22 protein-coding genes are annotated in these 23,624 nt (G+C 62.0%); 13 read left to right on the top strand and 9 right to left on the bottom strand.

Annotation, left to right across the window (positions count from 1 at the left end; genetic code table 11):
- Positions 1 to 82 precede the first annotated feature (82 nt).
- The 4 genes from recA to HMPREF1267_RS07775 all read left to right on the top strand — a co-directional run bounded on the left by recA (position 83) and on the right by HMPREF1267_RS07775 (position 4,217).
- Complete coding sequence (recA, locus tag HMPREF1267_RS07790) at positions 83 to 1,219, top strand: recombinase RecA (protein ID WP_005283473.1); 1,137 nt, start codon at positions 83 to 85, stop codon at positions 1,217 to 1,219.
- A 39-nt stretch (positions 1,220 to 1,258) separates the two neighbouring features.
- Positions 1,259 to 1,858 (top strand): recombination regulator RecX, encoded by a 600-nt coding sequence (recX, locus tag HMPREF1267_RS07785; protein ID WP_023028887.1) that lies wholly within the window; start codon positions 1,259 to 1,261, stop codon positions 1,856 to 1,858.
- Positions 1,859 to 2,041: 183 nt separating this feature from the next.
- Positions 2,042 to 3,568: a tRNA (N6-isopentenyl adenosine(37)-C2)-methylthiotransferase MiaB gene (gene miaB, locus HMPREF1267_RS07780; RefSeq protein ID WP_023028886.1), complete on the top strand. Its 1,527-nt coding sequence runs from the start codon at positions 2,042 to 2,044 to the stop codon at positions 3,566 to 3,568.
- A 22-nt stretch (positions 3,569 to 3,590) separates the two neighbouring features.
- Positions 3,591 to 4,217 (top strand): hypothetical protein, encoded by a 627-nt coding sequence (locus HMPREF1267_RS07775; RefSeq protein ID WP_023028885.1) that lies wholly within the window; start codon positions 3,591 to 3,593, stop codon positions 4,215 to 4,217.
- On the opposite strand, the gene HMPREF1267_RS07770 is transcribed toward HMPREF1267_RS07775, so the two are convergent.
- Complete coding sequence (locus HMPREF1267_RS07770; protein ID WP_023028884.1) at positions 4,214 to 5,314, bottom strand: GNAT family N-acetyltransferase; 1,101 nt, start codon at positions 5,312 to 5,314, stop codon at positions 4,214 to 4,216. The two genes, HMPREF1267_RS07775 and HMPREF1267_RS07770, sit on opposite strands and share 4 nt — an antisense overlap.
- Positions 5,314 to 6,618 (bottom strand): DUF349 domain-containing protein, encoded by a 1,305-nt coding sequence (locus tag HMPREF1267_RS07765; RefSeq protein WP_023028883.1) that lies wholly within the window; start codon positions 6,616 to 6,618, stop codon positions 5,314 to 5,316. Before HMPREF1267_RS07765 ends, HMPREF1267_RS07770 begins: the two co-directional genes overlap by 1 nt.
- 136 nt (positions 6,619 to 6,754) lie before the next feature.
- On the opposite strand from HMPREF1267_RS07765, the gene HMPREF1267_RS07760 reads away from it, so the two are divergent.
- The 3 genes from HMPREF1267_RS07760 to dapF are packed head-to-tail and all read left to right on the top strand — an operon-like array spanning position 6,755 to position 9,112.
- Positions 6,755 to 7,375, top strand: coding sequence for a hypothetical protein (locus tag HMPREF1267_RS07760; protein ID WP_023017353.1), 621 nt, complete (start codon positions 6,755 to 6,757; stop codon positions 7,373 to 7,375).
- Complete coding sequence (gene miaA, locus HMPREF1267_RS07755; protein ID WP_023028882.1) at positions 7,357 to 8,256, top strand: tRNA (adenosine(37)-N6)-dimethylallyltransferase MiaA; 900 nt, start codon at positions 7,357 to 7,359, stop codon at positions 8,254 to 8,256. The genes HMPREF1267_RS07760 and miaA overlap by 19 nt, the downstream gene beginning before the upstream one ends.
- A gap of 10 nt (positions 8,257 to 8,266) precedes the next feature.
- Positions 8,267 to 9,112 (top strand): diaminopimelate epimerase, encoded by an 846-nt coding sequence (dapF, locus tag HMPREF1267_RS07750; RefSeq protein WP_023028881.1) that lies wholly within the window; start codon positions 8,267 to 8,269, stop codon positions 9,110 to 9,112.
- 5 nt (positions 9,113 to 9,117) lie between these two features.
- Here dapF and HMPREF1267_RS07745 read toward each other — a convergent pair whose 3' ends face one another.
- Both HMPREF1267_RS07745 and HMPREF1267_RS07740 read right to left on the bottom strand, forming a co-directional pair.
- Positions 9,118 to 9,666, bottom strand: coding sequence for a hypothetical protein (locus HMPREF1267_RS07745; RefSeq protein WP_023017356.1), 549 nt, complete (start codon positions 9,664 to 9,666; stop codon positions 9,118 to 9,120).
- 12 nt (positions 9,667 to 9,678) lie between these two features.
- Positions 9,679 to 10,488, bottom strand: a complete 810-nt coding sequence (locus HMPREF1267_RS07740) for a hypothetical protein (protein ID WP_023028880.1) — start codon at positions 10,486 to 10,488, stop codon at positions 9,679 to 9,681.
- Positions 10,489 to 10,563: 75 nt separating this feature from the next.
- Between HMPREF1267_RS07740 and hflX the strand changes: the two genes are divergently transcribed.
- From hflX to HMPREF1267_RS07725, 3 genes are all read left to right on the top strand, one after another.
- Positions 10,564 to 12,072 (top strand): GTPase HflX, encoded by a 1,509-nt coding sequence (gene hflX, locus HMPREF1267_RS07735; RefSeq protein ID WP_023028879.1) that lies wholly within the window; start codon positions 10,564 to 10,566, stop codon positions 12,070 to 12,072.
- A 32-nt stretch (positions 12,073 to 12,104) separates the two neighbouring features.
- On the top strand, positions 12,105 to 13,385 hold the full coding sequence (locus tag HMPREF1267_RS07730) for a uracil-xanthine permease family protein (protein WP_023028878.1): 1,281 nt from the start codon (positions 12,105 to 12,107) through the stop codon (positions 13,383 to 13,385).
- 126 nt (positions 13,386 to 13,511) lie between these two features.
- Positions 13,512 to 14,543 carry an HNH endonuclease signature motif containing protein gene (locus HMPREF1267_RS07725; RefSeq protein WP_023028877.1) on the top strand — a complete coding sequence of 344 codons (1,032 nt, stop codon included), beginning with the start codon at positions 13,512 to 13,514 and terminating at the stop codon, positions 14,541 to 14,543.
- 218 nt (positions 14,544 to 14,761) lie between these two features.
- On the opposite strand, the gene HMPREF1267_RS07720 is transcribed toward HMPREF1267_RS07725, so the two are convergent.
- Genes HMPREF1267_RS07720 through HMPREF1267_RS07710 form a run of 3 tightly spaced genes read right to left on the bottom strand, consistent with a single transcriptional unit; the run spans position 14,762 to position 18,167 of the window.
- Positions 14,762 to 15,034, bottom strand: coding sequence for an HPr family phosphocarrier protein (locus HMPREF1267_RS07720; protein ID WP_005278890.1), 273 nt, complete (start codon positions 15,032 to 15,034; stop codon positions 14,762 to 14,764).
- Between the two features lie 55 nt (positions 15,035 to 15,089).
- Positions 15,090 to 17,186, bottom strand: a complete 2,097-nt coding sequence (locus HMPREF1267_RS07715; RefSeq protein WP_023028876.1) for a fructose-specific PTS transporter subunit EIIC — start codon at positions 17,184 to 17,186, stop codon at positions 15,090 to 15,092.
- A gap of 18 nt (positions 17,187 to 17,204) precedes the next feature.
- The gene (locus HMPREF1267_RS07710) at positions 17,205 to 18,167 is read right to left on the bottom strand and encodes a 1-phosphofructokinase family hexose kinase (RefSeq protein WP_023028875.1); all 963 of its coding nucleotides are present in this window, start codon (positions 18,165 to 18,167) and stop codon (positions 17,205 to 17,207) included.
- Positions 18,168 to 18,376: 209 nt separating this feature from the next.
- Here HMPREF1267_RS07710 and ptsP point away from each other — a divergent pair, with 209 nt between their 5' ends.
- Positions 18,377 to 20,065, top strand: coding sequence for a phosphoenolpyruvate--protein phosphotransferase (ptsP, locus tag HMPREF1267_RS07705; RefSeq protein WP_023017361.1), 1,689 nt, complete (start codon positions 18,377 to 18,379; stop codon positions 20,063 to 20,065).
- A gap of 79 nt (positions 20,066 to 20,144) precedes the next feature.
- Here ptsP and HMPREF1267_RS07700 read toward each other — a convergent pair whose 3' ends face one another.
- Together HMPREF1267_RS07700 and lexA are read right to left on the bottom strand one after the other, a co-directional pair.
- Positions 20,145 to 20,927 carry a DeoR/GlpR family DNA-binding transcription regulator gene (locus HMPREF1267_RS07700; protein ID WP_005278900.1) on the bottom strand — a complete coding sequence of 261 codons (783 nt, stop codon included), beginning with the start codon at positions 20,925 to 20,927 and terminating at the stop codon, positions 20,145 to 20,147.
- Positions 20,928 to 21,409: 482 nt separating this feature from the next.
- Positions 21,410 to 22,120 carry a transcriptional repressor LexA gene (gene lexA, locus HMPREF1267_RS07695; RefSeq protein WP_005278903.1) on the bottom strand — a complete coding sequence of 237 codons (711 nt, stop codon included), beginning with the start codon at positions 22,118 to 22,120 and terminating at the stop codon, positions 21,410 to 21,412.
- Positions 22,121 to 22,373: 253 nt separating this feature from the next.
- Here lexA and HMPREF1267_RS13000 point away from each other — a divergent pair, with 253 nt between their 5' ends.
- Both HMPREF1267_RS13000 and nrdR read left to right on the top strand, forming a co-directional pair.
- Positions 22,374 to 22,778: a hypothetical protein gene (locus HMPREF1267_RS13000; protein ID WP_023017362.1), complete on the top strand. Its 405-nt coding sequence runs from the start codon at positions 22,374 to 22,376 to the stop codon at positions 22,776 to 22,778.
- A 207-nt stretch (positions 22,779 to 22,985) separates the two neighbouring features.
- On the top strand, positions 22,986 to 23,444 hold the full coding sequence (nrdR, locus tag HMPREF1267_RS07690) for a transcriptional regulator NrdR (RefSeq protein ID WP_023017363.1): 459 nt from the start codon (positions 22,986 to 22,988) through the stop codon (positions 23,442 to 23,444).
- Positions 23,445 to 23,624 lie beyond the last annotated feature (180 nt).

Genomic DNA, 23,624 nt, shown 5'->3' with positions numbered 1-23,624 from the left:
GTTGAGGGCGGAACCATTTAGGGTTCTGCAGCAGTCTAATTAAGTGTTCACGCAGCGTCGTACGAGATAAGGATTTATAACAATGGCAACGAAAAAGAAATCATCCTCCGCCGCAACCAAGGGAGATGACCGCCAGAAGGCGCTAGATGCAGCGATGGCCATGATCGAAAAGGATTATGGCAAGGGCGCCGTTATGCGCTTGGGTGATGATGACCGCCCTCCCATCAAGGCCATTTCTTCCGGCAACACGGCAATCGACGTGGCGCTGGGCATCGGTGGCTTCCCGCGCGGGCGAATTGTGGAAATCTATGGCCCAGAGTCTTCCGGTAAGACGACGGTGGCGTTGCATGCCATCGCCTCGGCACAAAAAGATGGCGGCATTGCAGCGTTTATCGATGCCGAGCACGCCCTCGACCCCCAATATGCACGCCTGCTAGGCGTCGACACCGATAACCTCCTCGTGTCCCAGCCAGATACCGGTGAGCAGGCCCTAGAAATCGCGGACATGCTGGTGCGCTCCGGCGCCATCGACATTATCGTCGTGGACTCCGTGGCGGCGCTGACCCCTAAGGCGGAAATCGAAGGCGAGATGGGCGATAGCCACGTCGGCCTGCAAGCCCGCCTGATGTCCCAGGCCTTGCGCAAGATGACCGGTGCGCTATATAACTCCGGCACCACCGCAATCTTCATCAACCAGCTGCGCGAAAAGATCGGCGTGATGTTCGGTTCCCCGGAGACCACCACCGGTGGTAAAGCGCTGAAGTTCTACTCCTCCGTGCGCTGCGATATCCGCCGTATCCAGACGCTGAAGGATGGCCAGGATGCTATTGGTAACCGCACGAAGCTCAAGGTGGTAAAGAATAAGGTTTCCCCGCCGTTCAAGATTGCCGAGTTCGACATCATGTACGGCGAGGGCATTTCTCGCGAGTCCTCCATCATCGATCTCGGCGTAGAAAACGGTTTCATCCGCAAGTCCGGCTCCTGGTTTACCTATGAGGGCGACCAGCTGGGTCAAGGTAAGGAGAAGGCTCGTTCCTTCTTGAAGGATAACCCTGACCTTGCCAATGAGATCGAAAAGAAGATCTTCCAAAAACTCGGCATTGGGGAAGAGGCGGCAAATGGTGAAGAAGCTACCGCCATGGATGTCCCCGGTTCCGATGATCCATTGACGGATGAATCCGTAGATTTGGTCCCGAACGTCGACTTCGATGACGATTAAGCCTGTCCACCAACACTCCCACCGCTTAACACCCGCGCTATGAATCAACCCGCCCCTGAAAAGCTAGAGCAACTCCGCCAGGCCCTTGAAGCCTATGAAAAAGGAGAAGCCGGGGGCGGGCTTTTTGATCGGGAGGCCGAAGAGGCAAAGTCAAAGGTTCGGTCCCGCGCATTGGGCTTGCTTGACCAGCGTTCGCGGTCCCGCCAGGAATTGTATGACCGTTTGGTTCAGGCCGAATTCGCCCCTGAGGTGGTTGATGAGGTCCTCGATGACTTGGCCCATGCGGGCCTCATTGACGACGCCGCCTTCGCCGCCGAATGGGTGCGGCAGCGGCATAAGCGGCGAGGAAAATCGCGCAGCGTCCTCGACCGCGAGCTTCGGGAAAAGGGAGTAAGCCAAGAAGACAGAGACGAAGCCCTCTCCCAAATTGATGCCGCCGATGAAGAGGCGATGGCCCGCGCCTTGGCGGAAAAGAAGGCGCGCAGCGTGAAATCCGTTCCTGCGGATAGGAAGGAACGGGAAAAGGCCTTGCGCAGGATCGTGGGAGTATTGGCGCGCCGTGGATTCAACGAGGGGATGTCTTTGAACATTGCCATTAGCGCCCTCGAGGAACGGTGCGAGGAGCTGTCTTCTCCTTAAATCCGGCGGATGGGGCTTAGTGCCTTGTTTGCTCCAACCTAGTGACTCGCACACGCGCCCCACCCACCGCGGGCCCGCGCCCCGACGCGCCTCACGACGTGCCCATTCTGGCCCACTTGCCGTAACGGGCGCCGAGCAGCGACGGTTATGAGTTGTTCTGGGTGATGGCTAGACTATGCCGACGTGGAGCAGACAATTCCTGAAACCCGTACCTATGAAGTCCGAACCTTCGGCTGCCAGATGAATGTGCACGATTCCGAGCGCATTTCCGGCCTGCTGGAGGAAGCTGGCTACGCGGCCGCAGACGAAGCCACGGAGCCGGATCTCATCGTCTTTAACACGTGCGCAGTCCGCGAAAATGCCGACAAGCGCCTCTACGGCACGCTGGGCGCATTGAAGAAGACGAAGGAGAACCATCCCGGCATGCAAATCGCCGTGGGCGGTTGCCTTGCACAAAAGGATAAGGACACCGTCCTCGACAATGCGCCGTGGGTTGATGCCGTCTTCGGAACCCACAATATGGCAGCGTTGCCCACCCTCCTCGAGCGCGCCCGCCATAACGAGGAAGCTCAGGTCGAAATCGTCGATTCGCTAGAGGCATTCCCCTCGGTATTGCCCGCTAAGCGCGAATCCGCCTACGCGGGCTGGGTATCGGTGTCCGTGGGCTGCAATAACACCTGCACCTTCTGCATCGTTCCCTCCCTGCGCGGTAAGGAAGAGGACCGCCGGCCGGGCGATATTCTGGCCGAGGTACAGGCGCTGGTGGATCAGGGAGTTTCTGAGGTCACCCTCTTGGGCCAAAACGTCAACGCCTATGGCGTGAATTTCGCCGATCCAGAAATGCCGCGCGATCGCTTTGCTTTCTCGAAGCTGCTGCGCGAAGTGGGCAAGATCGACGGCCTCGAGCGCCTGCGGTTTACCTCCCCGCACCCGGCGGAATTTACCTCGGATGTCATCGACGCCATGGCGGAAACCCCGGCGGTGTGCCCGCAGTTGCACATGCCGCTGCAGTCCGGCTCGGATAAGGTCTTGAAGGACATGCGCCGTTCCTACCGCACGAAGAAGTTCCTGCGCATCCTCGATGAGGTCCGGGAGAAGATTCCGAACGCGGCGATTACCACCGATATCATCGTTGGTTTCCCAGGCGAGACCGAAGAGGACTTCCAGGCCACCATGGACTTGGTCCGGCGCGCCCGCTTCGCCTCGGCGTTTACCTTCCAGTATTCCCCGCGCCCTGGCACCCCTGCAGCGGAGATGGACAACCAGGTCCCCAAGGAAGTCGTCCAGGATCGCTTCGAGCGGCTCGTTGCGCTGCAAGATAGCATCCAGGCAGAAGAGAACCAGAAGCTCGTGGGCACTGAGGTGGAGCTCTTGGTCCAGGCTGAAGGCGGGCGCAAGAACGATGAGACCCACCGCATGTCAGGTCGAGCTCGGGATGGGCGCCTCGTGCACTTTAGCCCCATTGATGACAACGGAGCGGATATCTCCGCTGAGATTCGCCCAGGCGACGTCGTGCGCACTAAGGTCACCGGTGCAGGCTCGTTCTTCCTGCTTGCCGATGCCGCCGTAAGCACCCATACCCGCACCAAGGCCGGCGACATGTCGGCTTCGGGCCAAACCCCCACTACCGCTCCCATCGGGGTGGGCTTGGGGCTGCCGGGCATCGGCAAGCCTGCTGGCGCTGCCGCAGCGGATTCTTGCGGCTGCTAACCGGGGAGTAGGCTAGGGTGCCATGAGAGAGCGAAATACCACCACCGCCGCCCAGGAGGCGGCACAGGCGGAGCGCCGAGCAGCACAAACCATGGATCTGCGTGGGCAGAAAGTGACGCTGTGGATCGCTGTGGCGGCCTATATCGTCTACCTCATCGTTCCTTATGCCGGCTCCGCCCACGGGTGGCAGGCCTTAAGCTTTGGCACCACCGAGGACGGGGTGAAGATCTCGCTGATGGAAACCGTCTCCGCGTGGCTCGCGCTACTCGGCGTGGGCGTGCTGACGACGGCAACCCTGCTGACCCGCCGTGCCACGCTCGGGCTGATTGCGTGGATGATGGTGACGGTTTCTTTCTTCGTTAACCTGTGGGGCTTTTGGTACCGCGGCTCCACTGCGGACGGCCCGGCCATTGGCATGTGGGTGGGCATGCTGGCGACCTTCCTGGCCTTCTTGGGCTTTAGCCTCGTCGCCCTGCGCCGCAGCCCGGAGCAACGCGCGGCAGAAGAAAAGGTTCGCGCCTCGGCGGGCCAGCTGGATGAGGTAGGCAAATTCCAGTCCGATATTGCGTCCCCGCTGCCGCAGGAGATGCTTGTCGATGACCGCCGGAAAAAGGCCGCCGAGCGCCACCGCCACCAGCAGGAGGGCTAAAGGTGCAGCTCCCAGGCAGAAGATTGGGAGATTTCCCGCGCCCCGAGCCGCGCATACAGCGCGTTCATGGCGGCGTCGCCGGCTGCGACGGAACAATAGCAGCGGCGCACCTGCGGCCACGCTTGGTTGACCTCGCGTAGGGCGGTGAGTTTTGCCAATTGCGCCAAGCCTTGCCGGCGGTGGTCGCGGTCGGTGACGGTGAGGGTCCATTCGCAGACCTCCGGATCCGCCGCCTCGTGGCGCGCCAGCTCGGTTAGCGCCACGATGTCCCCAGCATCATTGATGAGCGCCACGAGTAGCGTATGCCCGCGCCGCGAGCGCAGGCGTTGGTGCGCTTCTTCCAACCGCTGCCGGGACCACACGATGGGCTCGGTGGATAAGGTGCCGGTATCGGCATCCGCCGAGGCGACCGTTAAAAGGCGCATGACATCGTCGATATGTGCCTCCGGAATGGCATAGTCCTGCCAAACCGCGGCCGAAAGCCCGGGCGGAAAGAGGGCAGCAGCCGGCTGTTCTGGAATATCGATGGCTAGTTGCCGCTCGCTATGGCGCCGCGTAAAACCCAGGGATTGGTAGACCTCCGCCATCGCGTCGTACTCCGGCGAAGTCTCCGGCGGGTGCAGCAGGCCTACGTGCGCGACGCTGCGTCCGAGCTGTTGGGTGATTTTTAAGGCGGTATCTCCCATCCAGGTAGCCACCTTGTACCCCTCGGCATCAAGGGGGTCACCGGGCAGCGGGAGATCGCACAGGACGCACTCGATTTCCGCGGCATTGCGCTCTTCTAAAAGTGGCAGGCTGATGTGGATAAATCCCACGTAGTCCAGCTCGGGGCTCGGTGCGGTGGCGGGAATCTGCGGCAGACCGAGCTCGGAGACGGGCCCGAGCGTCGCCGGGCCATCGACCACCGCGAAAAGGTAAGTCTGCGATTCGCCCGAACCCTGCAGGCGGTGCACCACGCGGCTAGGCGAGGTCGAGGCCGCCGCATCCCCGCTTGCTTCCTGCGCCGCCAGGTTTGCCCAGAAAACAAAGGATCGGATGCAATCCGCCGGTTCAGCCTCGGCTACCTGGGTCGGGCGCGCAATCTGAACGAGGTGCACTATTTATCGTTGACGGCATTGGCAGCGGCATCGGCAAATTCCTGCCATTGCTCCGCCTGCGCGCGCAGCTCCGCGGCCTTCTTCTCCTTGCCCTTAGCCTCCGCAGCCGCGGACTGGGCCTTGAAGTCTTCCACCTTGGCCTGGAATTGGGCCACGCGAGCCTGCGCTTCAGGGTCGGTGCGCCGCCATTCGGATTCTTCCGCTTGGGTGACGCGCTTTTCTAGCTGCTCAATTTTGGATTCATACTCGCGCACCTGATTGCGGGGCACAAAGCCGATTTCCTCCCACTTTTCCTGCAGTTCGCGCAGCTTAGCCTTGGCCTTGTCCATGCTTTGCGATGGGTCAATCAGGCTATCGTATTCCGCAAGCAGCGCGTCCTTTGCCTTGGCGTTTTCGGCGAACTCGCGGTCCCGCTCGTCGTTGACCGCATTGCGGGCATCAAAGAAGCGGTCCTGTGCCGCGCGGAACTTCGCCCACAGCTGGTCATCGACCTCGCGCGGGGCGCGGCCGGCCGCCTTCCACTCCGCCATCAGATCGCGGTAGGCGCGGGCGGTAGGGCCCCAATCGGTGGAGTCCTGGATGGCCTCGGCGCGCTCGACGAGTTCTTCTTTCTTCTTTCGCGCGGCCGCGCGGGCGCGATCGAGATCCGCAAAGTGCGAACCGCGGCGCCGATTAAAGGAATCGCGGGCGCGCGAATAGCGCTTCCACAGGCCGTCATCGGTCTTCTTATCGATGCCCTTAATCTGCTTCCACTCTTCCAAAATGGCGCGGATGCGGTCGCCGGCGGCCTTCCACTCGGTGGAATTCTCGGCAATCTCTTCGGCCTCGGCGGCAAGCTTTTCCTTCGCCGCAATCGCGTCCTGCCGGCGCTTTTCCCGCTCCGCCTGCGCCTGTTCCCCGGCCACAACGGAGTGATCAATAACCGCCGCGAGGCGGCGATCCAGCGCCGCGATATCGCCAATGACCGCAGCGGTAGGCAGGGTCTCGCGGAGTTCGGCGGCGGTCTGCTTGATTCCTGCGGCTTCGCTGGGGTTGGCGCGCAGGCGAGCTTCCAAAAGCTCAATCTCGGTGGCTAGATCGTCATAGCGGGCGCCGAAGTGCTCGAGGCCTTCCTGCGCAGAGCCTGCCTGCCATTCCCCAATCTTGCGCTCGCCCTCGGGGGCGGACACGAAGATGGACCCATCGGCATCGACGCGCCCCCACTTGGCCGGGTCGTTTTTGCTCGGTGATTGCACGGGCACGGGCTTGGCTGTGGGGCGGGGGCCCTTCTTGGGCATGGAACCTGGGGTAGGGGTGGGAGACATGGAAAGCCCTCCTAGACATATATCGCCGCGCGTCACGGCTGCCGGATGAAATCACTGGTTACATTACCGCGAAAAATCGCTGTGTGCCTAGAATCTATTTAATTACCTCCTCTTGGGTAGATAGTATGGAGGAATAATGTTCAATCTCATGGTTATGCCCGCCTCGCCGGCGCTGGCAGTCGAGCTAGCTCCCAACGATGCCGCCTCGCGGGCGCTGCTGGCAGCGGCGCGCATGCTGGCGGTCGAAGCCGCTGCCGCCGGCATTAACGAGGCAGAAATTATCGGATCCCGCTCCTCGCGGTGGCATACCCGCCACACGGGAAGCCTGCGCGCCTGGGGAGCCCACCAGGTACACGTGGGCGCGGGAGACTACCTGCCAGAAATCATGGCCCACTACGTCCTGTCTACGGTCCCACAGATAACGGTGCGCGATAGCCGCGACCGCCTAGGCACGCCAGACCCAAAGGTACTTAGCATCGTGGTTGCGGACGGCAGCGCGGGGCTTACTGAGAGGGCACCGCTGGCCCTTATCCCCGGCGCGCAGGAGGCGCACCGGTGGTGCGAGGAGGTGTTGATAGGGGCAGCGGCAAGCAGCGAGGCTGAGTGGCTGAAGCAACGCGGCGTGGAAGAGCCGGCGCTCTGGCTCGAGCTTGCCGGCTGCACGCCCAAGCGCGCGCAGGTCCGGGCGACGGACGCCACCCTCGGGGTAGGCCGCTACGTGGCAGGTTGGGAGGCAGCATGCGACCCATCGCAGTAGTTGGCCCCACCGCATCCGGCAAATCCGCGCTCGGGCTGGCCCTTGCCCATGAACTGGGTGGGGAAGTGGTCAATGTCGATTCCATGCAGCTATACCGCGGCATGGATATCGGGACCGCGAAGCTTTCCCCCGCAGAGCGCGAGGGCATCCCGCATCACCAGCTCGATGTCTGGGACGTGACGGAGACTGCTTCCGTGGCGCGCTATCAGCAGGCGGCCTTGCGCGATATCGAGGACATCATGTCCCGCGGCAAGACTCCGATCCTCGTCGGCGGATCCATGCTCTATGCCCAGGCGTTGGTGGATGATTGGCAATTCCCGCCGACCGATCCGCAGGTACGGGCCAAATACGAGGCCCGCCGCGCCGATATCGGAACCGACGCGCTCCACGCGGAGCTCGCGCGCGTCGATCCGGCAGCCGCCGCTATCATCGAGGATAAAGACCCCCGCCGCACCGTCCGGGCGCTCGAGGTCATCGAGCTGACCGGCAAGCCCTTTAAGGCCAGCCAGCCGCCGAAGAACGGCCCGCCCCGGTGGGGGACCAAGTTGCTGGGGCTGCGCACGGATAGCGAGTGGTTGAACCCGCGCATCGAAAAGCGCACGCGCCTCATGTTTGAGCAAGGCCTCGTCGAGGAAGTCGAGCACCTGCAGGATAAGGGGCTTGTGGCCGATTCCACCGCGGGCCGCGCGATTGGCTATGCGCAGGTTCTACAAGCCCAGCGCGGCGAGCTGACGTGGGAAGATGCGGTAGAACGCACGATTACTGGCACCCGCCGGTACGTGCGCCGCCAGCGCTCCTGGTTTAACCGCGATAAGCGCATTACCTGGCTCGATGCCGCGGGCGATACCACCGCCCAAGCTTTGTACGTGCTTGGGCGCTAGGGTAGAGGCTATGAAATTTGCCAAAGGCCATGGAACCGAAAATGACTTCGTCATCGTAGAAGACTTCGACGCCGAGGCGCCGCTCTCACCAGAGCGCGTGGCGGCGCTGTGTGACCGCCAGGCGGGCATCGGCGGCGATGGCCTATTGCGCGTTGTGCGCGCCGGCGCCCTCGTGGACGCGGGCGAGTTGGCGGCACTTCCGGACGGGGTGGATTCCGCCGACTGGTTTATGGATTACCGCAACGCCGATGGGTCCGTGGCGGAAATGTGCGGCAATGGCACCCGCGTCTTTGCCCACTGGCTGCGCTCGCACGACTTGGTGGGCGAGGACGCATTCACCATCGGCACCCGGGCGGGCGCCAAGCAAGTAACGGTGCATTCCTGCGATGCCACTGCCGCTAGCGTCACCGTGGAGATGGGCCCCGCGCGCGTGACCGGAGTATCTACCGCGTCCGTGGGCGGTGAGTCCTACGCCGGCCTCGGGGTGGATATGGGTAACCCGCACCTCGCGGCCGTCATCCCAGGCCTGGAACCGGAAGCATTGGCCGCCAAGGACCTCACGGCGCCTGTCTACGACGAGTCCTTCTTTCCCGGCGGGGTGAATTTTGAGCTGGTGACCCCGCTGCGGGAGGGGCACGTGCACATGCGCGTCTTCGAGCGCGGGGTTGGGGAGACACAGTCGTGCGGTACAGGCACGGTCGCGGCAGCTACCGCCGCGCTTGCCGATGCCGCCCAAGCCCTCGGCACCGTCCACGTCCACGTTCCCGGCGGCGAGGTCACCGTCGAGGTCTATGATGGCGGCACGCGCTTGACGGGCCCGTCCGCCATCGTCGCGACGGGCGAAACGAGCCTGTAAGGGCCTTAGTTTTCGTCGTCGATTTGCCGCGTGCGGTAATCCGGGCCGAGCCGGAAGGCCGCGCGGCGGGCCGCCAGCCACGATTCTTTCAGCTCGCGGGCGCGCTCATCGGTGACGCGGAGGAGGGCTTCCAAGTCCTGTGTGCGCATGCCGTGGGCGTGGATGCGGATATTGAGGCGGCGGAGGAAGCGGCGCGCCCCAGCCAATTCGTAGTGGAACGCATCGATGGCGGGGTGGGAGCAGTCGAGGTCCAGCAGTGCTGGCCGGTACAGCGTTCGATCCGCCAGCGACTCGGCCTCCGTGGAGGTTTCGAATTCTTCGAATTCGGCGATGACGTCCTGGATATCGTCCGCCGAAAGCGAAATGGAGCTGCGCAGGGCCTTTCTTTCCGCGGTATCGGGGCGCGTGCGCAGCATGAACCAGCCCGCGCCCACCAGCATGGCGGCGATGATGAGTCCGGGCAGTTTTAGCGTTACAACGATCGCGATCGCGCAAAGGACCAGGAGGATAAAGACAAGTGTCCTCCGGTTTTGTGGATCGCTAAGGAAAGGCATGGCCTAAAAAATCTAGTGCCCGCCGCAGCCGCAACCGCCGGATCCACAACCGCATCCGCCATCGCCGCAGCCGCCGGACGGCATGTCAATAGCGGCGGTGAGCAGGGCCGTACCGGAGATCACGGAATCCTTGGCCGGCAATTCGCCACTGTCCGCCGGCAGGCAGAGATCGAAGGGGAAAAGCCCGTCCATGACGAGGTGCGCGAATTTCTCGCCGGTGAGTTCATTGGTGCGCCACTCGGCTTCCATCACCCGGGCGGCAAAGGTAGCCGCCGGCGTGGGGGCCTGTGCGCCGGAGCCAGAGGCGATGACGCGGGCGCCCTCGGATTCAAAGAGGGCGGGGTATTCGCCGTGTTCGGCCTCGTAGGCAGCCGGGGACTCGTAGGTAGTGATATCAAGGCCCATGGCGGTCAGCGATACCTGCTGCCATTCCTGCCGCGGTTCTTCTGCCAACAGTGGCCCCTGCGCGAGGTTCGCCGTGACCTGGGCCAGCGGCGTGCCGAACGGATCGATGATGTCCATGATCGCTAGAACGTCATTGAACATCTCCACGTGGGCAAAACCCTGCGTGACCGCATCGAAGCCGATAAAGGTGGCGTAGGGCTCTACCGCCAAGATATTAAGCTGGGCGCCCGAGGGGTCGCCGTATTGAATGAGCTGGCCACCGCGGACCTCGCCGGTAACGGCAAGGCGGTCCGTGGCGATGGCTGCCTCGACCGCGTCCTGCCAGCGTTCGAAATCCAGGCCGATCGCCTGCATTTCGGTATTCTTCTTCTGGGTAGTAGTCGTTGGCCTAGGCTGCGTCGTTTCCATAGCCACCATTGTATCGCTTTGTCCAGTAAGCCCGGAAACCGCAATTCCCGTTTTGCGACCTAACGTGCCAAAATAGATAGCAATATGAACAAATTTTCCCCGCAGAATTCTGATAGCTCGGCGAGCAAGGACGAACTTCTCGCCCAGGCCTTCCGCGACCACGCGGACACCCCGCAGGAAACCACGCCCACCAGCGGCGATCTAGATTTGGCCGAGCGCAACGCCTTCCGCCGCGTTACCCGCGAGACCTCCATCCGCGCCGAGGACACCACCGATGGCTACGAGGTGGAATACCGAAAACTGCGCCTCGAGCGCGTCATCCTCGTGGGCGTGTGGACCGAAGGCACCGTAGCGGAGGTTGAGGCCACGATGGATGAGCTGGCCGCCCTGACCGAGACCGCCGGTGCCGACGTAGTCGAAATGATTTACCAAAAGCGCGATAAACCGGATCCTGGTACTTTCATCGGCTCGGGCAAGGTAAAAGAGCTCCACGATATCGTCGAGGCCACCGGGGCCGATACCGTCGTGTGCGATGGTGAGCTGAACCCCGGCCAGCTCACGGCATTAGAGCGCGCGCTCAATACCAAGGTCATCGACCGCACCATGCTCATCTTGGACATCTTTGCCCAACACGCAAAGTCCAAGGAGGGCAAGGCGCAGGTCTCGCTGGCGCAGCTGGAATACCTCTATACCCACACCCGCGGTTGGGGCGGCAACCTTTCGCGCCAGGCCGGCGGCCGCGCCGGTTCCAATGGCGGCGTCGGCCTGCGCGGTCCCGGTGAAACCAAGATCGAGACCGACCGCCGGCGCATCCGCACCGAAATGGCGCGCCTGCGCAAGGAACTGCGCGGGATGAAAACCGCCCGCGAGGTCAAGCGCTCCAGGCGCCAGTCCTCCACGATCGCCCAGATCGCCATCGCCGGCTACACCAACGCCGGCAAATCTTCGCTCATTAATGCCATGACGAACGCGGGCGTGCTTGTGGAAGACGCACTTTTTGCCACCTTGGATCCCACCACGCGCCGCGCCTCGCTTGCCGATGGCCGCCAGGTCGTCTTCACCGATACCGTCGGCTTCGTTCGCCACCTGCCTACCCAGCTGGTGGAGGCCTTCAAGTCCACCCTGGAAGAGGTGCTCGCCGCCGATATCATGCTGCATGTCGTGGACGGATCGGACCCGTTCCCGCTCAAGCAAATCGAGGCGGTCAATAAGGTCATCTACGATATCGTCAGCGAGACTGGTGAGCAGGCCCCGCCGGAAATCATCGTGATCAATAAGATCGACCAGGCCGATCCGCTTGTGCTCGCGGAGCTGCGCCACGTCCTGGATCATGAGGACGTCGTCTATGTTTCGGCGCGCACGGGGGAGGGCATCGACGAGCTGAGCGCGCGCGTGGAGCTCTTCCTCAACTCCCGCGATAGCCACGTTAATCTGCAGGTTCCCTTCACCCGCGGCGATGTCGTCTCGCGCGTGCACGCCGAGGGCACGGTGCGCAGCGAGGAATACACCGAGGACGGCACGCTTGTCGATGTCCGCCTGCCCGCCACCACCGCCCGCGAGCTCGCCGAATTCATCGTGGAGGAAGATTCCTAAAATTCGTGCTCCATGGGCCATAATGGTGGTTCGTGAGCATACTAGGTTGGACCGTCCACGGCGACGGTAAGAAGATTGCACCAGGCGCCGTGGTCGCGCCCGAGGAACGACTAAGTTGGGGCCGAACCATTGGCATCGGCATGCAGCACGTGGTGGCGATGTTCGGTGCTACGCTGCTGGTGCCCACCCTGACCGGCTTTCCGGTCAATACCACGCTGCTATTTTCCGGCATCGGCACCATCCTCTTCCTGCTGATTACGCGCAATCGCCTGCCGTCCTACCTGGGGTCGTCGTTCGCCTTCATCGCCCCGCTGACCGCCTCGCAGCAATACGGGATTGCGGCGCAGGCCGGATCCATTCTGGTGACCGGTTTGGTGCTGGTGGCGGTCGGATTCGTGGTCAAGGCTGCCGGCAGGCGGGTGCTCGATGCGGTGATGCCGCCGGCGGTTACCGGCGCCATCGTCGCGCTCATCGGGCTTAATTTGGCGCCGAATGCGGCCGAGAACTTCGCCAGCCAGCCCTTGGTCGCAGGCATCACGCTGCTGGTTATTCTCCTAGCCACCGTCGCCGGGCGCGGCATGGTTTCGCGCCTGTCCATCCTCATCGGCGTGATCGTCGGCTGGGTTTTCGCCGCCCTGACCGGCAATTTGGGCGAGGATGCCAAGGCCGCCATCGATGCCGCACCGTGGGTAGGCCTGCCCGAATTCCACGCCCCAGAGTTCCATCTTTCCGCGATCGCCGTGGCCTTGCCGGTGCTCGTGGTGCTGATTGCGGAAAACGTCGGCCACGTCAAAGCCGTCTCCGAGATGACCAACCGCGACTTGGACGACCTCGCCGGCGATGCCCTGATTGCCGATGGCCTCGCCTCCTCCCTCGCCGGTGGCTTCGGCGGCTCCGGTACCACGACCTACGCTGAGAATATCGGCGTTATGGCCGCCACGCGCGTCTATTCCACCGCCGCGTATTGGGTTGCGGCCCTAACCGCCATCCTATTGGCCTTCGTCCCGAAGTTCGGCGCGCTGATTTTCACCATCCCCACCGGCGTGCTCGGCGGGGCCACCCTCGTGCTCTATGGTCTTATCGGCATGCTGGGCGTGCGCATCTGGATGGATAATGAGGTCAACTTCAATAGCCCGGTGAACCTGACGGCGGCTGCGGTGGCTTTGATCGCGGGCATCGGCAACCTGACCCTGAACGTGGGCGGGGTGAGCCTGGAGGGCATCGCCTGGGGCTCTGTCGGCATCATCGTTGCCTATCCCATCATGCGGCGCCTGTACGAAACCGTGGGCGAAGGCCACGATGCTAAATACTAAATTCTGTGGATAACTTTGTTGACCCTGCCGCGAAATAGCGGCGTGGCGGCAAGGTTCGCCGCGTAATCCACAGGCCTTCGTGCGTGCGGTCGCGGCCGCGCGCGGTTGTGCGTTGTACTAGGCGGCATGAACGCACTCGACCGTTATTTGACCGCGCTGGGCCAAGGGATCGACATCATTGCCGCTGCCCAGGGCTTAAGCGAGCGCGACTTGGTGCAGCGCGGCGCCAGCGACGTCGCCGCGCGCGAGGTGGTGCATCTTTGCGATGTCTACTTTGGCCGCTGTGCCTTTAGCGCCAAGCAACGCACGGCCCGCTCGACGACGCACCCGCTCGACGTGCTCAGCCTCATCGAAAAGTTCGCGCTGCGCGCTCGCACCCAGCGCGATGCCTGGGCCGTACGCTCCGAGTTATGCGAGTTCCGCGGAAGCGCCACTGCCTTGCGCAAGCGGGCGCGCGCCCTCTTGCGGGAGCTGCAACCGCCCCGCACTCCCAAGAAAGGCGTGCGGCTCACCCGCCGGCCGCGCGGACCGTGGTCGTTGACCATCACCGGGGAATCCGCCGACGTCGCCGATATGCACTCTGCTCTTGATAACGAGCGCCCACTGGAGTCCGTTAAATCCATCTTCTTCGGCGGGAAGTCTGGGGCGCGCACCACTGCGACCACGCAGGTGGTTATCACCTTGGACGAGCTCGACCGCATCGTCGATGGCGATGGCGAGGAAATAACCCTCCAGCTCACCAATGGCTCGCGCATCAGCGGCGCTGACCTCGCGAGTCGCGTCTTAAGCGATCACGGATACATCACGCTTGTGCATCCCGTTGAGGGGCCGGTCAACTTGTACCGCACGTCCCGGTTTGCCAATGCGAAGCAGCGCTTGATGGCGGCCGCCGTCAATCCCGTATGCCCCTGGGAAAAGTGCAATTATCCTGCCGATGAGTGCCAGATCCACCACCTAGACAGCTGGCAGCACGGTGGCAATACCAATGCCGCTAATCTCGCGACCTGCTGCCCGTACCATAACGGCGTCAACGATGATGACCCGCAGGCCCCGCCGCGGCGCGGGCGATTGGCCCGAATACAAGGAAAGGTCCGCTGGCTTCCGCCGTGGGCCACGAACCCCGGCAGCCCGAACGAAAACGACCGGCCGCCATCCTAAAAATCCGGGACACGAGGATTAGCGCAAAAGGATCCGCGCGCCCGTACGGATCCACAGGCTCAGGGCCAAAAATCTAAGCGACCGCGCAAATGCGCCGCGCGACCTGAATAGCCTGCGCAATGGGCACTGGGAAACGGCCTATGGATCGCAAAAGCTCCCCGCCAACAAGGCGAGGAGCATACTAGGCGTGCTTAGGCACTACTAGCGAGCGGCAGCGCTTAGGAAGCGTCGAGATCCTGCTCGATGAGGCCGGCGATCTTCTCAACGGCTTCTTCGTTATCAGAGGTAACTGTGACCTCGTCGCCCTGCTCGGCACCGAGGGCCATGATCATCAGGGAAGAAGCGGCGTCGGTTTCGTTATCGTCATCTTCTTCACCAACGAGGCTCAGGAAGATGTCCTCGTCGTATTCGCCAGCGGCGTCAGCGATGATGGAGGCAGGACGTGCGTGCAGTCCTACAGAGGAGCCAACCTTTACAGTCTTGGAAGCCATGGAAATTATCCTTTCTGTAGTTAATTTATCGTGATCCAGTGTACGAGCGTTTGGTTTATGCCGCCACGTTCTGGGAAGCGGTTTTGGACCCTGGAGCGGCCTTTTGGGCAGCTTCCTGGACGGTCTTATTAGGCCAGAATTGCTTCATGGCCAAGACCGCGACGGTAGATACCGCCACGCCGGCAAGGATGGCTACCAGGTAGGCCCAGAACGGGTCGATAGCAAAGGCAACGAAGATACCACCGTGCGGGGCGCGCGACTCGACCGACAGCGCCATGGAAATAGCACCCGTCACGGCGCCACCGGCCATCATGGAAGGGATGACGCGGAACGGATCGGCCGCGGCGAAGGGGATGGCGCCTTCGGAGACGAAGGACAAGCCAAGCAACCAAGCGGACTTACCGTTTTCCTGCTCGGCAGGGGTAAATAGCGACTTGCGGATGAAGGTTGCCAAGGACAGCGCGATGGGCGGCACCATGCCGGCGGCCATAACAGCGGCCATGATTTGCATGGAGGCTGCGTCGCCGGTGGACAACCCGGCGGTGGCAAAGAGGTATGCGGCCTTGTTGACCGGGCCACCCAAGTCGACGCACATCATCAGGCCCAAGATGATGCCGAGCACTACGGCAGAAGAGCCAGACATGGAAGACAGCCAATCTTGCAGGCCCTCCATCAGCGCGGCCAGTGGGGCGCCCAGTAGCAGGTACATCGACAGGCCAACGACGAGGGAGGTCAGCAGCGGAATGATGACCACCGGCATGAGGGAGCCGAGCCAGCGCGGGACCTTCCAATTGCCAATCCACAGGGCGATAAAGCCGGCCAACAAACCGGTCACCAGGCCACCGATAAAGCCCGCGTCGAGGGTCACGGCGATAGCACCGCCGACAAAGCCCGGCGCAATACCAGGGCGCCCGGCCAGGGCGTAGGCGATGTAGCCAGATAACGCGGCAACAATAAAGCCCATCGCGGCCTGGCCAATGGCAAAGAGCACTGCGCCTATATAGAGCCCGAATCCGGAGTTCTCGAACGACATGGTCTCGCCGTCGACGGTAATCTCATTGCCCGGCAGGTTGGACAGGGAGTAATCCGTGGAAAGCGCCTGCCAGCCATTGGCCATATCGGCGCCGCCGAAGAGGAATCCGAGGGCCAAGAGAAGGCCACCGGCGGCAACGAACGGCACCATGTAGGACACGCCGGTCATAATCGCCTGCTGGATGCGCTTGCCCCAACCCAGCGATTTTCCTTCCTCTTCGGCGGAGGAGGAAGAGGCGGTGCCAGAGACCTTTCGGGCATTCGGGTTCTTCGCCGCCGCGATGGCTTCATCGAGCATCTTGCCGGGTTCGTTGATGGCGCGCTTGACGCCGGATTCGATGACGGGTTTGCCCGCGAAGCGCTCGCGGTCGCGCACTCCGACGTCCGTGGCGAAGATGACCGCATCGGCAGCGTCGATGGTGGACTGCGAGACCGATTCATTATTGGACGAGCCCTGGGTCTCGACGGTGAGATCGACGTCGTCGCGCTCGCCGGCGGTTTGGGTGAGGGCATCGGCAGCCATGTAGGTGTGTGCGATGCCGGTTGGGCAGGCGGTGATGGCAACGATGCGGGTAGCTTGTGCCGAAGCACCTGCGCTTGCCGATGCCCCTTCCGCAGCCCCAGCTGCAGCCTCCGCGGTGTCCTGCTTTTTGTTCTTCGGCTTTTCCGCGTTGACGACAGCGAGGATTTCCTTGACAATTTCTTCCTTCGTCGACGCGGTGCGCAGGGCCTCTAAAAAGTCCTTGCGCACGAGGGCGCGGGCAAGCTTGGAAAGAATCTGCAGGTGGGCCTTGCCACCGCCGGCCGGTGCGGCGATGAGGAAGACCAACTGGGCGTCGCCGTCTGGGCCGGAAAAATCCACGCCGCGGGAAAGGCGGGCGAAAGCTAGGGTCGGTTCGGTGACGGCCTCGGAACGGCAGTGGGGGATGGCCACGCCGCCTGGCACGCCGGTGCCGGCCTTGGCTTCGCGGTCGATGGCGGGCTGGGCGAGGCCTGCGACCTCGGTCGCGCGCCCGGTATCGTGCACCAAGGTGGCGAGGTTGGTGATAACGGAGTCGACGCTATCGCCAAAGTCGGCGTCAAGCGCGACAAGTTCTGTGGTGATGAGATCGGATGCCATGATGGAAGGCTCCTTTAGCTATAGAGCGGAGATGGAGGTATGGGCGGTATCGGGTTCTTCGGGACGGGGGAATTGGGTGCCGGGCTTTGCGGCCGCAGCGGTGCCATAAGCCACCGAGAGCGCGAGGGAGTCTGCTGGTCCGTGCCCCTGCGTGCGCCCCAGGAGGTATCCGGCCAATGCGGCATCACCCGCGCCAACCGTGGATTTCACCGTGGCGGGAGGCGGGGTGGCGGCCCATGCGCCGTCTGCGTTTACTAGCACGGCACCGGCGCCGCCGAGGGTGACAAGGACTTCCTTGATGCCGCGACCCACGACATCCCTTGCAGCCTCCACGACCGGGCTATAATCCCCGGCCGCAGCGGCGCGCTCGAGGGCGAGGCCGTCCTGGCCGGTCAGCTGCCCCAGTTCGAAACCGTTGGGTTTGATGAGATCCGGGGCGGCGGTAGCGAGCTGCTTGGCGATGGCCTTCATCGGAGCATCAGAGGTATCCACGGCGATGCGCGCCTGCGGGGCGGCAGTGCGGATCTCCTTGATGAGGTCGGTATACCAGCCGGCGTCAACACCCTTGGGCAGCGATCCGGCAAGGGCTACCCAATCGGCGGATTGGGCGTGGTGAGTAAGGGTGGAAATGAGGTGGTTTTGGGTGGCATCGGAAAGCAGCGGGCCAGGGCCGTTGACCTTGGTGGTTGTGCCATCTGGCTCGGTGATGGTGGTATTGACGCGGACGCCACCGTCCATGTCCACGTGGGCGTAGGGGAGGTGGACCTCCTGGATGAGGTTCATGAACGGATCGGCCGCGCGGGAGGGGAAGAGGGCCAGGGTTTCTTTCCCGGCGAGGTGCACGGCGTGGGCGACGTTGACGCCTTTGCCGCCGGCGACCTGGGTAACACTGGCGGCGCGGTGGACATCGCCTGAGGTCAGTTGCTGATTGAGCGCCAGGGTGGCGTCAATGCTTGGGTTTGGGGTGAGCGTGAGGATCATCGAGAACTTATCCCTTTCGCAGAGTGCGTATATTGGGGGCCACACGCAGTCGGTCCGGTTGAAACTCGCGCTTAAGCCCGCCGTAAATGTTTATTCTTGCCCGATTGTGTTGGAAAGTCAATAGAAACCGTGTGGCATACATTGCATTTCTGTTGGATTTGTGATGATCTGGAAATAAATAAGCCGCTATCTTCGAAGGAAGTATCGCCATGGAAAATACGCTTCAGTCCACTGTTAAAGGAACCGGCGTTGTCGCTGGAGTTGCCTATGCAGAAGCCGTATGGGTGCGCCCCCGCCCGGACCTGCCCACTGAAGGAAGTATTGACCAAGAGGCCAGCAGCGAAGCCGAATACGATCGCTTCCTCGAGGCAGTCGATGTCGTCGCCAGCCGCTTGGAAAACCGCGCCGCAGCCGCCGAGGGCCAAGCCTCGGAAGTGCTGACCGCAACCGCCGGCATGGTCAAGGACCGCGGGTGGCACAAGGCCGTGCGCAAGAATATTCGCTCGGGCAAGAATGCCGAGTTCGCCACGGTGGGAGCCACGGATAAGTTCGTCACCATGTTTGAGGCGGCCGGCGGCGTCATGGCCGAGCGCACCACCGATCTGAAGGACGTGCGCGACCGCGTCATCGCCCAGCTGCGCGGCGAGCAGGAGCCTGGTTTGCCCATGGTGGAGGGCCAAGCGGTGCTTTTTGCCGATGACCTCGCGCCCGCCGATACCGCCACCCTGGATACCGCGCATATTCGCGCGCTCGTTACCGAGCTGGGCGGGCCCACCAGCCACACCGCGATCATCGCCCGCCAGCTCGATATTCCGTGCATCGTCGCCGTGGGAAATAAGCTGCGGGAGATTGAAAGCGGCACGCTGGTCTTCGTCGACGGTGCGCTTGGAACCGTGACGCTGGGTGCGGACGAGGAAGAATCCACCAAGGCGGTCGCGGAATACCGCGAGCGCGCCGCCCGCGTTGCCGAATGGACTGGACCAGCGCAAACCAAGGACGGCCACCGCGTGCAGCTTTTGGCCAACGTGGCCGACGGCAACGCCGCCCGCATTGCCTCCGACTCGCAGGCAGAGGGCATTGGCCTCTACCGCACGGAGTTGTCGTTCCTGTCCGCGAGCGAGGAGCCTTCCGTTGACGAGCAGGCAAAAATCTACAAGAAGGTCTTTAACGCCTACCCCAATTCCAAGGTCGTGGTGCGCACCTTGGATGCTGGCTCCGATAAGCCGATTTCTTATGCCACGTTGTCATCTGAAGAGAACCCGGCGTTGGGTGTGCGCGGTCTGCGCATTGCCCGCGATAACGAGTCCCTGTTGACGCGCCAGTTGGACGCCATCGCCCAGGCCGCGGAGTCCCGCGGCGACGATGCCGAAACCTGGGTCATGGCACCGATGGTGGCGACGTCGAAGGAAGCCCAGTGGTTTGCGGAGCTGTGCCGGGAGCGCGGCCTGACCGCGGGCGCGATGATTGAGGTGCCCGCAGCAGCGCTGATGGCAGATAAGATCATGCCGCATCTGGACTTCGTATCCATCGGCACCAATGACCTCACCCAGTACACGATGGCCGCTGACCGCCTGTCACCGCAGCTTGCGTACCTCACCGACCCCTGGCAGCCGGCCGTGCTGCGGCTTATCCAGCACACCTGCATTGCGGGGCACGAATACAACGTACCGGTTGGCGTGTGCGGCGAGGCCGCGGCCGATCCGCTATTGGCCTGCGTATTGACCGGCCTAGGCGTCAACTCCTTGTCTGCTGCATCGACCGCAGTCGCCGGCGTTGGTGCCCAATTGGCCGAGCTGACCTTTGACCAGTGCCAGCAGCTTGCCGATGCCGCCCTCAACTCCGAAGGCCCCTCCGCCGCCCGCGCCGCAGCGATGGAGCAGATAGAAAAGTTCAACTAACGGCAAAAGGTCTCGCCCTCCCTACCTCGGTGAGAAATGGCACCGGGGTAGGGAGGGCGAAGTCGTGCGCATGCTGGAGCTATTCGCTGGCGAGCACGACATCGATCTCTCGCTCGCGCAGGGCATCGACGAAGGATTCCGGCGCGCCGGAATCGGTGATGACGACATCGATATCTGCAATGGAGGCGAAGCTCACCAGGTAGTCGTTGCCCAATTTGCTGGAATCACACATGACCACGACCTTGTGGGCATTCGTGACGAAGGCGGATTTGATGGCTGCTTCTTGGGAATCGGCTGTCGACAAGCCGTGATCGAGGGTCAACGCATTGGTACCGATGAAGGCGACATCGGCGCGCATGAGCGCCATGGTGCGCAGGGCGGTATCGCCGACGACGGCCTGGGTGATAGCGCGTACGGTCCCGCCGAGGAGCTGGACATCGGGAACGCCGCTATTGGCTAGCGACAGTGCGATGGGCAGGCTATTGGAGACGATATTGAACTGCGCCTGCGGGTATTGCTGGCTAATGAGCTCGGCAAAGGTATTAATCGTGGTGCCGGCGTCCAGGAATATGCTGCCGCCGCCAGGGGGAAGGAAGTCGAGCGCGGCGTGCGCGATGGCGGCCTTGGCCCCAGATGCGGAACGCTGGCGGGTATCGAGGGTGAGCTCCGCGGTCTGGAAGGCTTGGGAAGCCACGGCGCCGCCGTGCACGCGGTGGACAACGCCCTCACGATCCAGTACGGCTAGGTCGCGCCGAATGGTTTCAGCAGTCACCTCGAAACGCTCTGATAAATCGGTTACGTTAACGCGACCCTCAACTGCAGTTTGGGACGCGATCTGGCGGCGTCGCTCCTCTGCGTACACGGACCCTCCTTGCTCCTCGCCTTCGGCCGGGCGGTTACTCCATCTGCGAATGCAGGCGCTCGGTGAAAGCTAACTGATGTGGGATTTCTCCCTCCATTGTGTCAAAATTCGGCGGTAATCGGACGAAAACAAAAATTAAGGTGTGCGCTGTTGTCTGGTTTGGGATAAAAGCGCAGGTCAGTCAGCTTTATTTGCCCTAGTTGAAAGCCAACCCTAGTAGCGCTTAACTTACGGATCCGTTATTTCGGGGGTGCTTTCTCAATAAACCCCGCGCGCTTAAGTTGGCTTTTTGGGGCGCGATTGCGAGGCAGAAAGGCGTGGAATGCGTTAAAACTCGTATGGCCCTGCTCCCTATGCGGGGAACAGGGCAGCGTACGAAGTGCAAAGAGCGGGTTTCAAGAAAGCGGGCGCAGAGTGTCGGCGGCGACAACAACCGCAGGCGAACACCCGCGTGCGGCTTGGTTAAAGTAGCTGGCCGGGGCCTAGAGTTTGCGGAAGACGGATACTACCTTGCCCATAATTTCCGCATCATCGCCGTTGATGGGCGGATAGGCATCGTTGTGCGGAAGGAGCCATACGCCAGAGGAATCGCGGTGGAATTCCTTGACGGTGGCCTCGGAGCCATCGAGAAGCGCGGCGACAAACTCGCCTTCCTCAGCCACCGATTGCGACCGGATGATGACCCAGTCGCCGTTGAGGATGCCGGCATCCTGCATGGAATCGCCCACGACCTGCAGCATATAAAGCTCTCCTCCGCCGACGACCTCGTCTGGCATGGGGAAATACGTGTCGATATTTTCCTCTGCAGTGATTGGTGCACCGGCGGCGATGCGGCCAACGACGGGAATATAAGCTACGGCGGCAGACTCTTCAGGGCCGCGGGCAGAGGTATCGGGGACGTCCTTAGCCTTGCGGCCCGGCTTCTTTTCGGCGTCGTCAGTGTTGAGGTGGCGTACGTCGACCGCGCGCGGCTTATTGGGGTCGCGGCGCAAGAAGCCCTTTTCTTCAAGCTGCTTGAGCTGATAGGCCACGGACGAGGTGGATTGCAGGCCGGCGGCGTCACCAATTTCGCGGATGCTGGGCGGGTAACCGCGGAGCATCACTGCATCGCTGATGACGTTAAGGATGCGGCGTTGCCTTTCGGAAAGGGAGGCGTAATCGTTCTTTGCGGTGCTTGCTTTCTTGCGGCCCATGTGCGGCTCCTAGCTAAGGGGTCTGAGGTTCTGCGTTCATAACTTGAAAAGGGACTGGGTGACACCTGCGTGCCATAACTCATTTGTAGCACGAAAAGTACAAGCGTTCGAGATTTACGCGAAAAACTGGACAGGTTTTCGAAATGGTGCTATAAATCGAACATAGAAACAATCTCGAACACAGGAGCGACATTGAGCTCTTGTTGTGTCAAGGGGCCGCTTTAGACTTACGGCGGTCGTCGAAAGGAAAGCAATGTCTCAACTACTTCACTCTCGCAATAACATGGTCAAACAGCGTGCGGCACGTCCACAGATCGTCCCTTCAGCCGCTATTTGGGATATTGATGATCAAAGCTGGGGTGTGCAGCATTCTCCTTCCGAAAAGGGGGAAATCAGGACTTTAAATTCCGTATATCGAACGAACCGTGAAGGTTATTCGAATACGTGGACTGATGAACGTTCCTTACCTGATTTCGCGAACAGGCCGATGGAAGAAGACGATGCGCATAGTTCGCGCAAGAATTACCTCCTCGGTGCAGTATTTGGTGCTGCCGTATTTTTCGGCACGGTTGCCGGCGGGCTGATGGGTACGAGCGCTGAAACGCCGACTGATCCTGGCGCTTCGGTACAGCAAGTAGAAGCAGCGATCGGACAGTAGTGCTGCGTGTACTAAAGCAGGCACTTCGGGGGTTTAAGGCTTAGAGCCTTTTAGGCAGCAGCTTGTCTTCCCGGCCGCAGATAAGGCCCGCTTGCTTCACGGAGACAGGCACTCGAGTAGGAGGAGTCTGGCGCAATGGTGTCAGGTTTTTGGCTTGGGCGTGGGAGGTAAACTAAACCGAGAAGCTAAATTAGCGAAAGGACTAGTGTGTACTGCCCGTTTTGCCATAACGAACAATCCCGCGTTATTGACTCGCGCGTGGTTGATGCCGGCGCATCGATACGACGCCGGCGGGAGTGTGCTTCCTGTAAGGGGCGCTTCACCACTGTGGAAAAGGCCGTACTGCTGGTTGTTAAGAGAAATGGCCTCGCTGAGCCATTTAGCCGGGATAAACTCATTCGGGGCGTTAGGCGCGCATGCCAGGGTCGCGACGTTAGCGATGATGCCTTAAAAAAGTTGGCCCAAGAGGTTGAGGAAACGGTGCGGGGGCACGGGTCCTCGCAGGTAAACGCCAACGAAATCGGGCTAGCGATTCTCGAGCCACTGCGTGACCTAGACGAGGTCGCATATCTGCGCTTCGCCTCGGTGTATAAATCATTCGAGAGCGCGGATGACTTTGAATCGGAGATTCGTTTGATGCGGCGCCGCGATCGCGGGGACCTTTAAACTGCGCAGTGTAGGACGATTTCTCAGCAGTTATACAACCGTTCTTGCGCAGGATCGAAGCAGCCTTAACTGGCATTTTGTGCGCATGATTTCGCTAGGGCCAGCCCAATGTTCACGCCGCCGGCGGCCGAGTAAGCAGATTTTTAGCTTAAGTATGGCCGGCCGGGCGGCGGGAACGTG

The sequence above is a fragment of the Corynebacterium sp. KPL1824 genome (assembly GCF_000478095.1).
In the GTDB taxonomy this organism is placed as follows: Bacteria; Actinomycetota; Actinomycetes; order Mycobacteriales; family Mycobacteriaceae; genus Corynebacterium; species Corynebacterium accolens.
This window is presented reverse-complemented; position numbering and strand designations above follow the sequence as displayed.

Bases quoted from the DNA above. Each gene is read 5' to 3' on its own strand.
- HMPREF1267_RS07720 (WP_005278890.1), bottom strand. From the start codon at position 15,034: ATGGCTTCCAAGACTGTAAAGGTTGGCTCCTCTGTAGGACTGCACGCA.
- hflX (WP_023028879.1), top strand. From the start codon at position 10,564: ATGAACAAATTTTCCCCGCAGAATTCTGATAGCTCGGCGAGCAAGGAC.
- HMPREF1267_RS07725 (WP_023028877.1), top strand. From the start codon at position 13,512: ATGAACGCACTCGACCGTTATTTGACCGCGCTGGGCCAAGGGATCGAC.
- HMPREF1267_RS07745 (WP_023017356.1), bottom strand. From the start codon at position 9,666: ATGCCTTTCCTTAGCGATCCACAAAACCGGAGGACACTTGTCTTTATC.
- HMPREF1267_RS07775 (WP_023028885.1), top strand. From the start codon at position 3,591: ATGAGAGAGCGAAATACCACCACCGCCGCCCAGGAGGCGGCACAGGCG.
- HMPREF1267_RS07740 (WP_023028880.1), bottom strand. From the start codon at position 10,488: ATGGTGGCTATGGAAACGACGCAGCCTAGGCCAACGACTACTACCCAG.
- HMPREF1267_RS07765 (WP_023028883.1), bottom strand. From the start codon at position 6,618: ATGTCTCCCACCCCTACCCCAGGTTCCATGCCCAAGAAGGGCCCCCGC.
- dapF (WP_023028881.1), top strand. From the start codon at position 8,267: ATGAAATTTGCCAAAGGCCATGGAACCGAAAATGACTTCGTCATCGTA.
- ptsP (WP_023017361.1), top strand. From the start codon at position 18,377: ATGGAAAATACGCTTCAGTCCACTGTTAAAGGAACCGGCGTTGTCGCT.
- recA (WP_005283473.1), top strand. From the start codon at position 83: ATGGCAACGAAAAAGAAATCATCCTCCGCCGCAACCAAGGGAGATGAC.
- HMPREF1267_RS13000 (WP_023017362.1), top strand. From the start codon at position 22,374: ATGTCTCAACTACTTCACTCTCGCAATAACATGGTCAAACAGCGTGCG.
- HMPREF1267_RS07760 (WP_023017353.1), top strand. From the start codon at position 6,755: ATGTTCAATCTCATGGTTATGCCCGCCTCGCCGGCGCTGGCAGTCGAG.
- recX (WP_023028887.1), top strand. From the start codon at position 1,259: ATGAATCAACCCGCCCCTGAAAAGCTAGAGCAACTCCGCCAGGCCCTT.
- HMPREF1267_RS07715 (WP_023028876.1), bottom strand. From the start codon at position 17,186: ATGGCATCCGATCTCATCACCACAGAACTTGTCGCGCTTGACGCCGAC.
- HMPREF1267_RS07710 (WP_023028875.1), bottom strand. From the start codon at position 18,167: ATGATCCTCACGCTCACCCCAAACCCAAGCATTGACGCCACCCTGGCG.
- lexA (WP_005278903.1), bottom strand. From the start codon at position 22,120: ATGGGCCGCAAGAAAGCAAGCACCGCAAAGAACGATTACGCCTCCCTT.
- miaA (WP_023028882.1), top strand. From the start codon at position 7,357: ATGCGACCCATCGCAGTAGTTGGCCCCACCGCATCCGGCAAATCCGCG.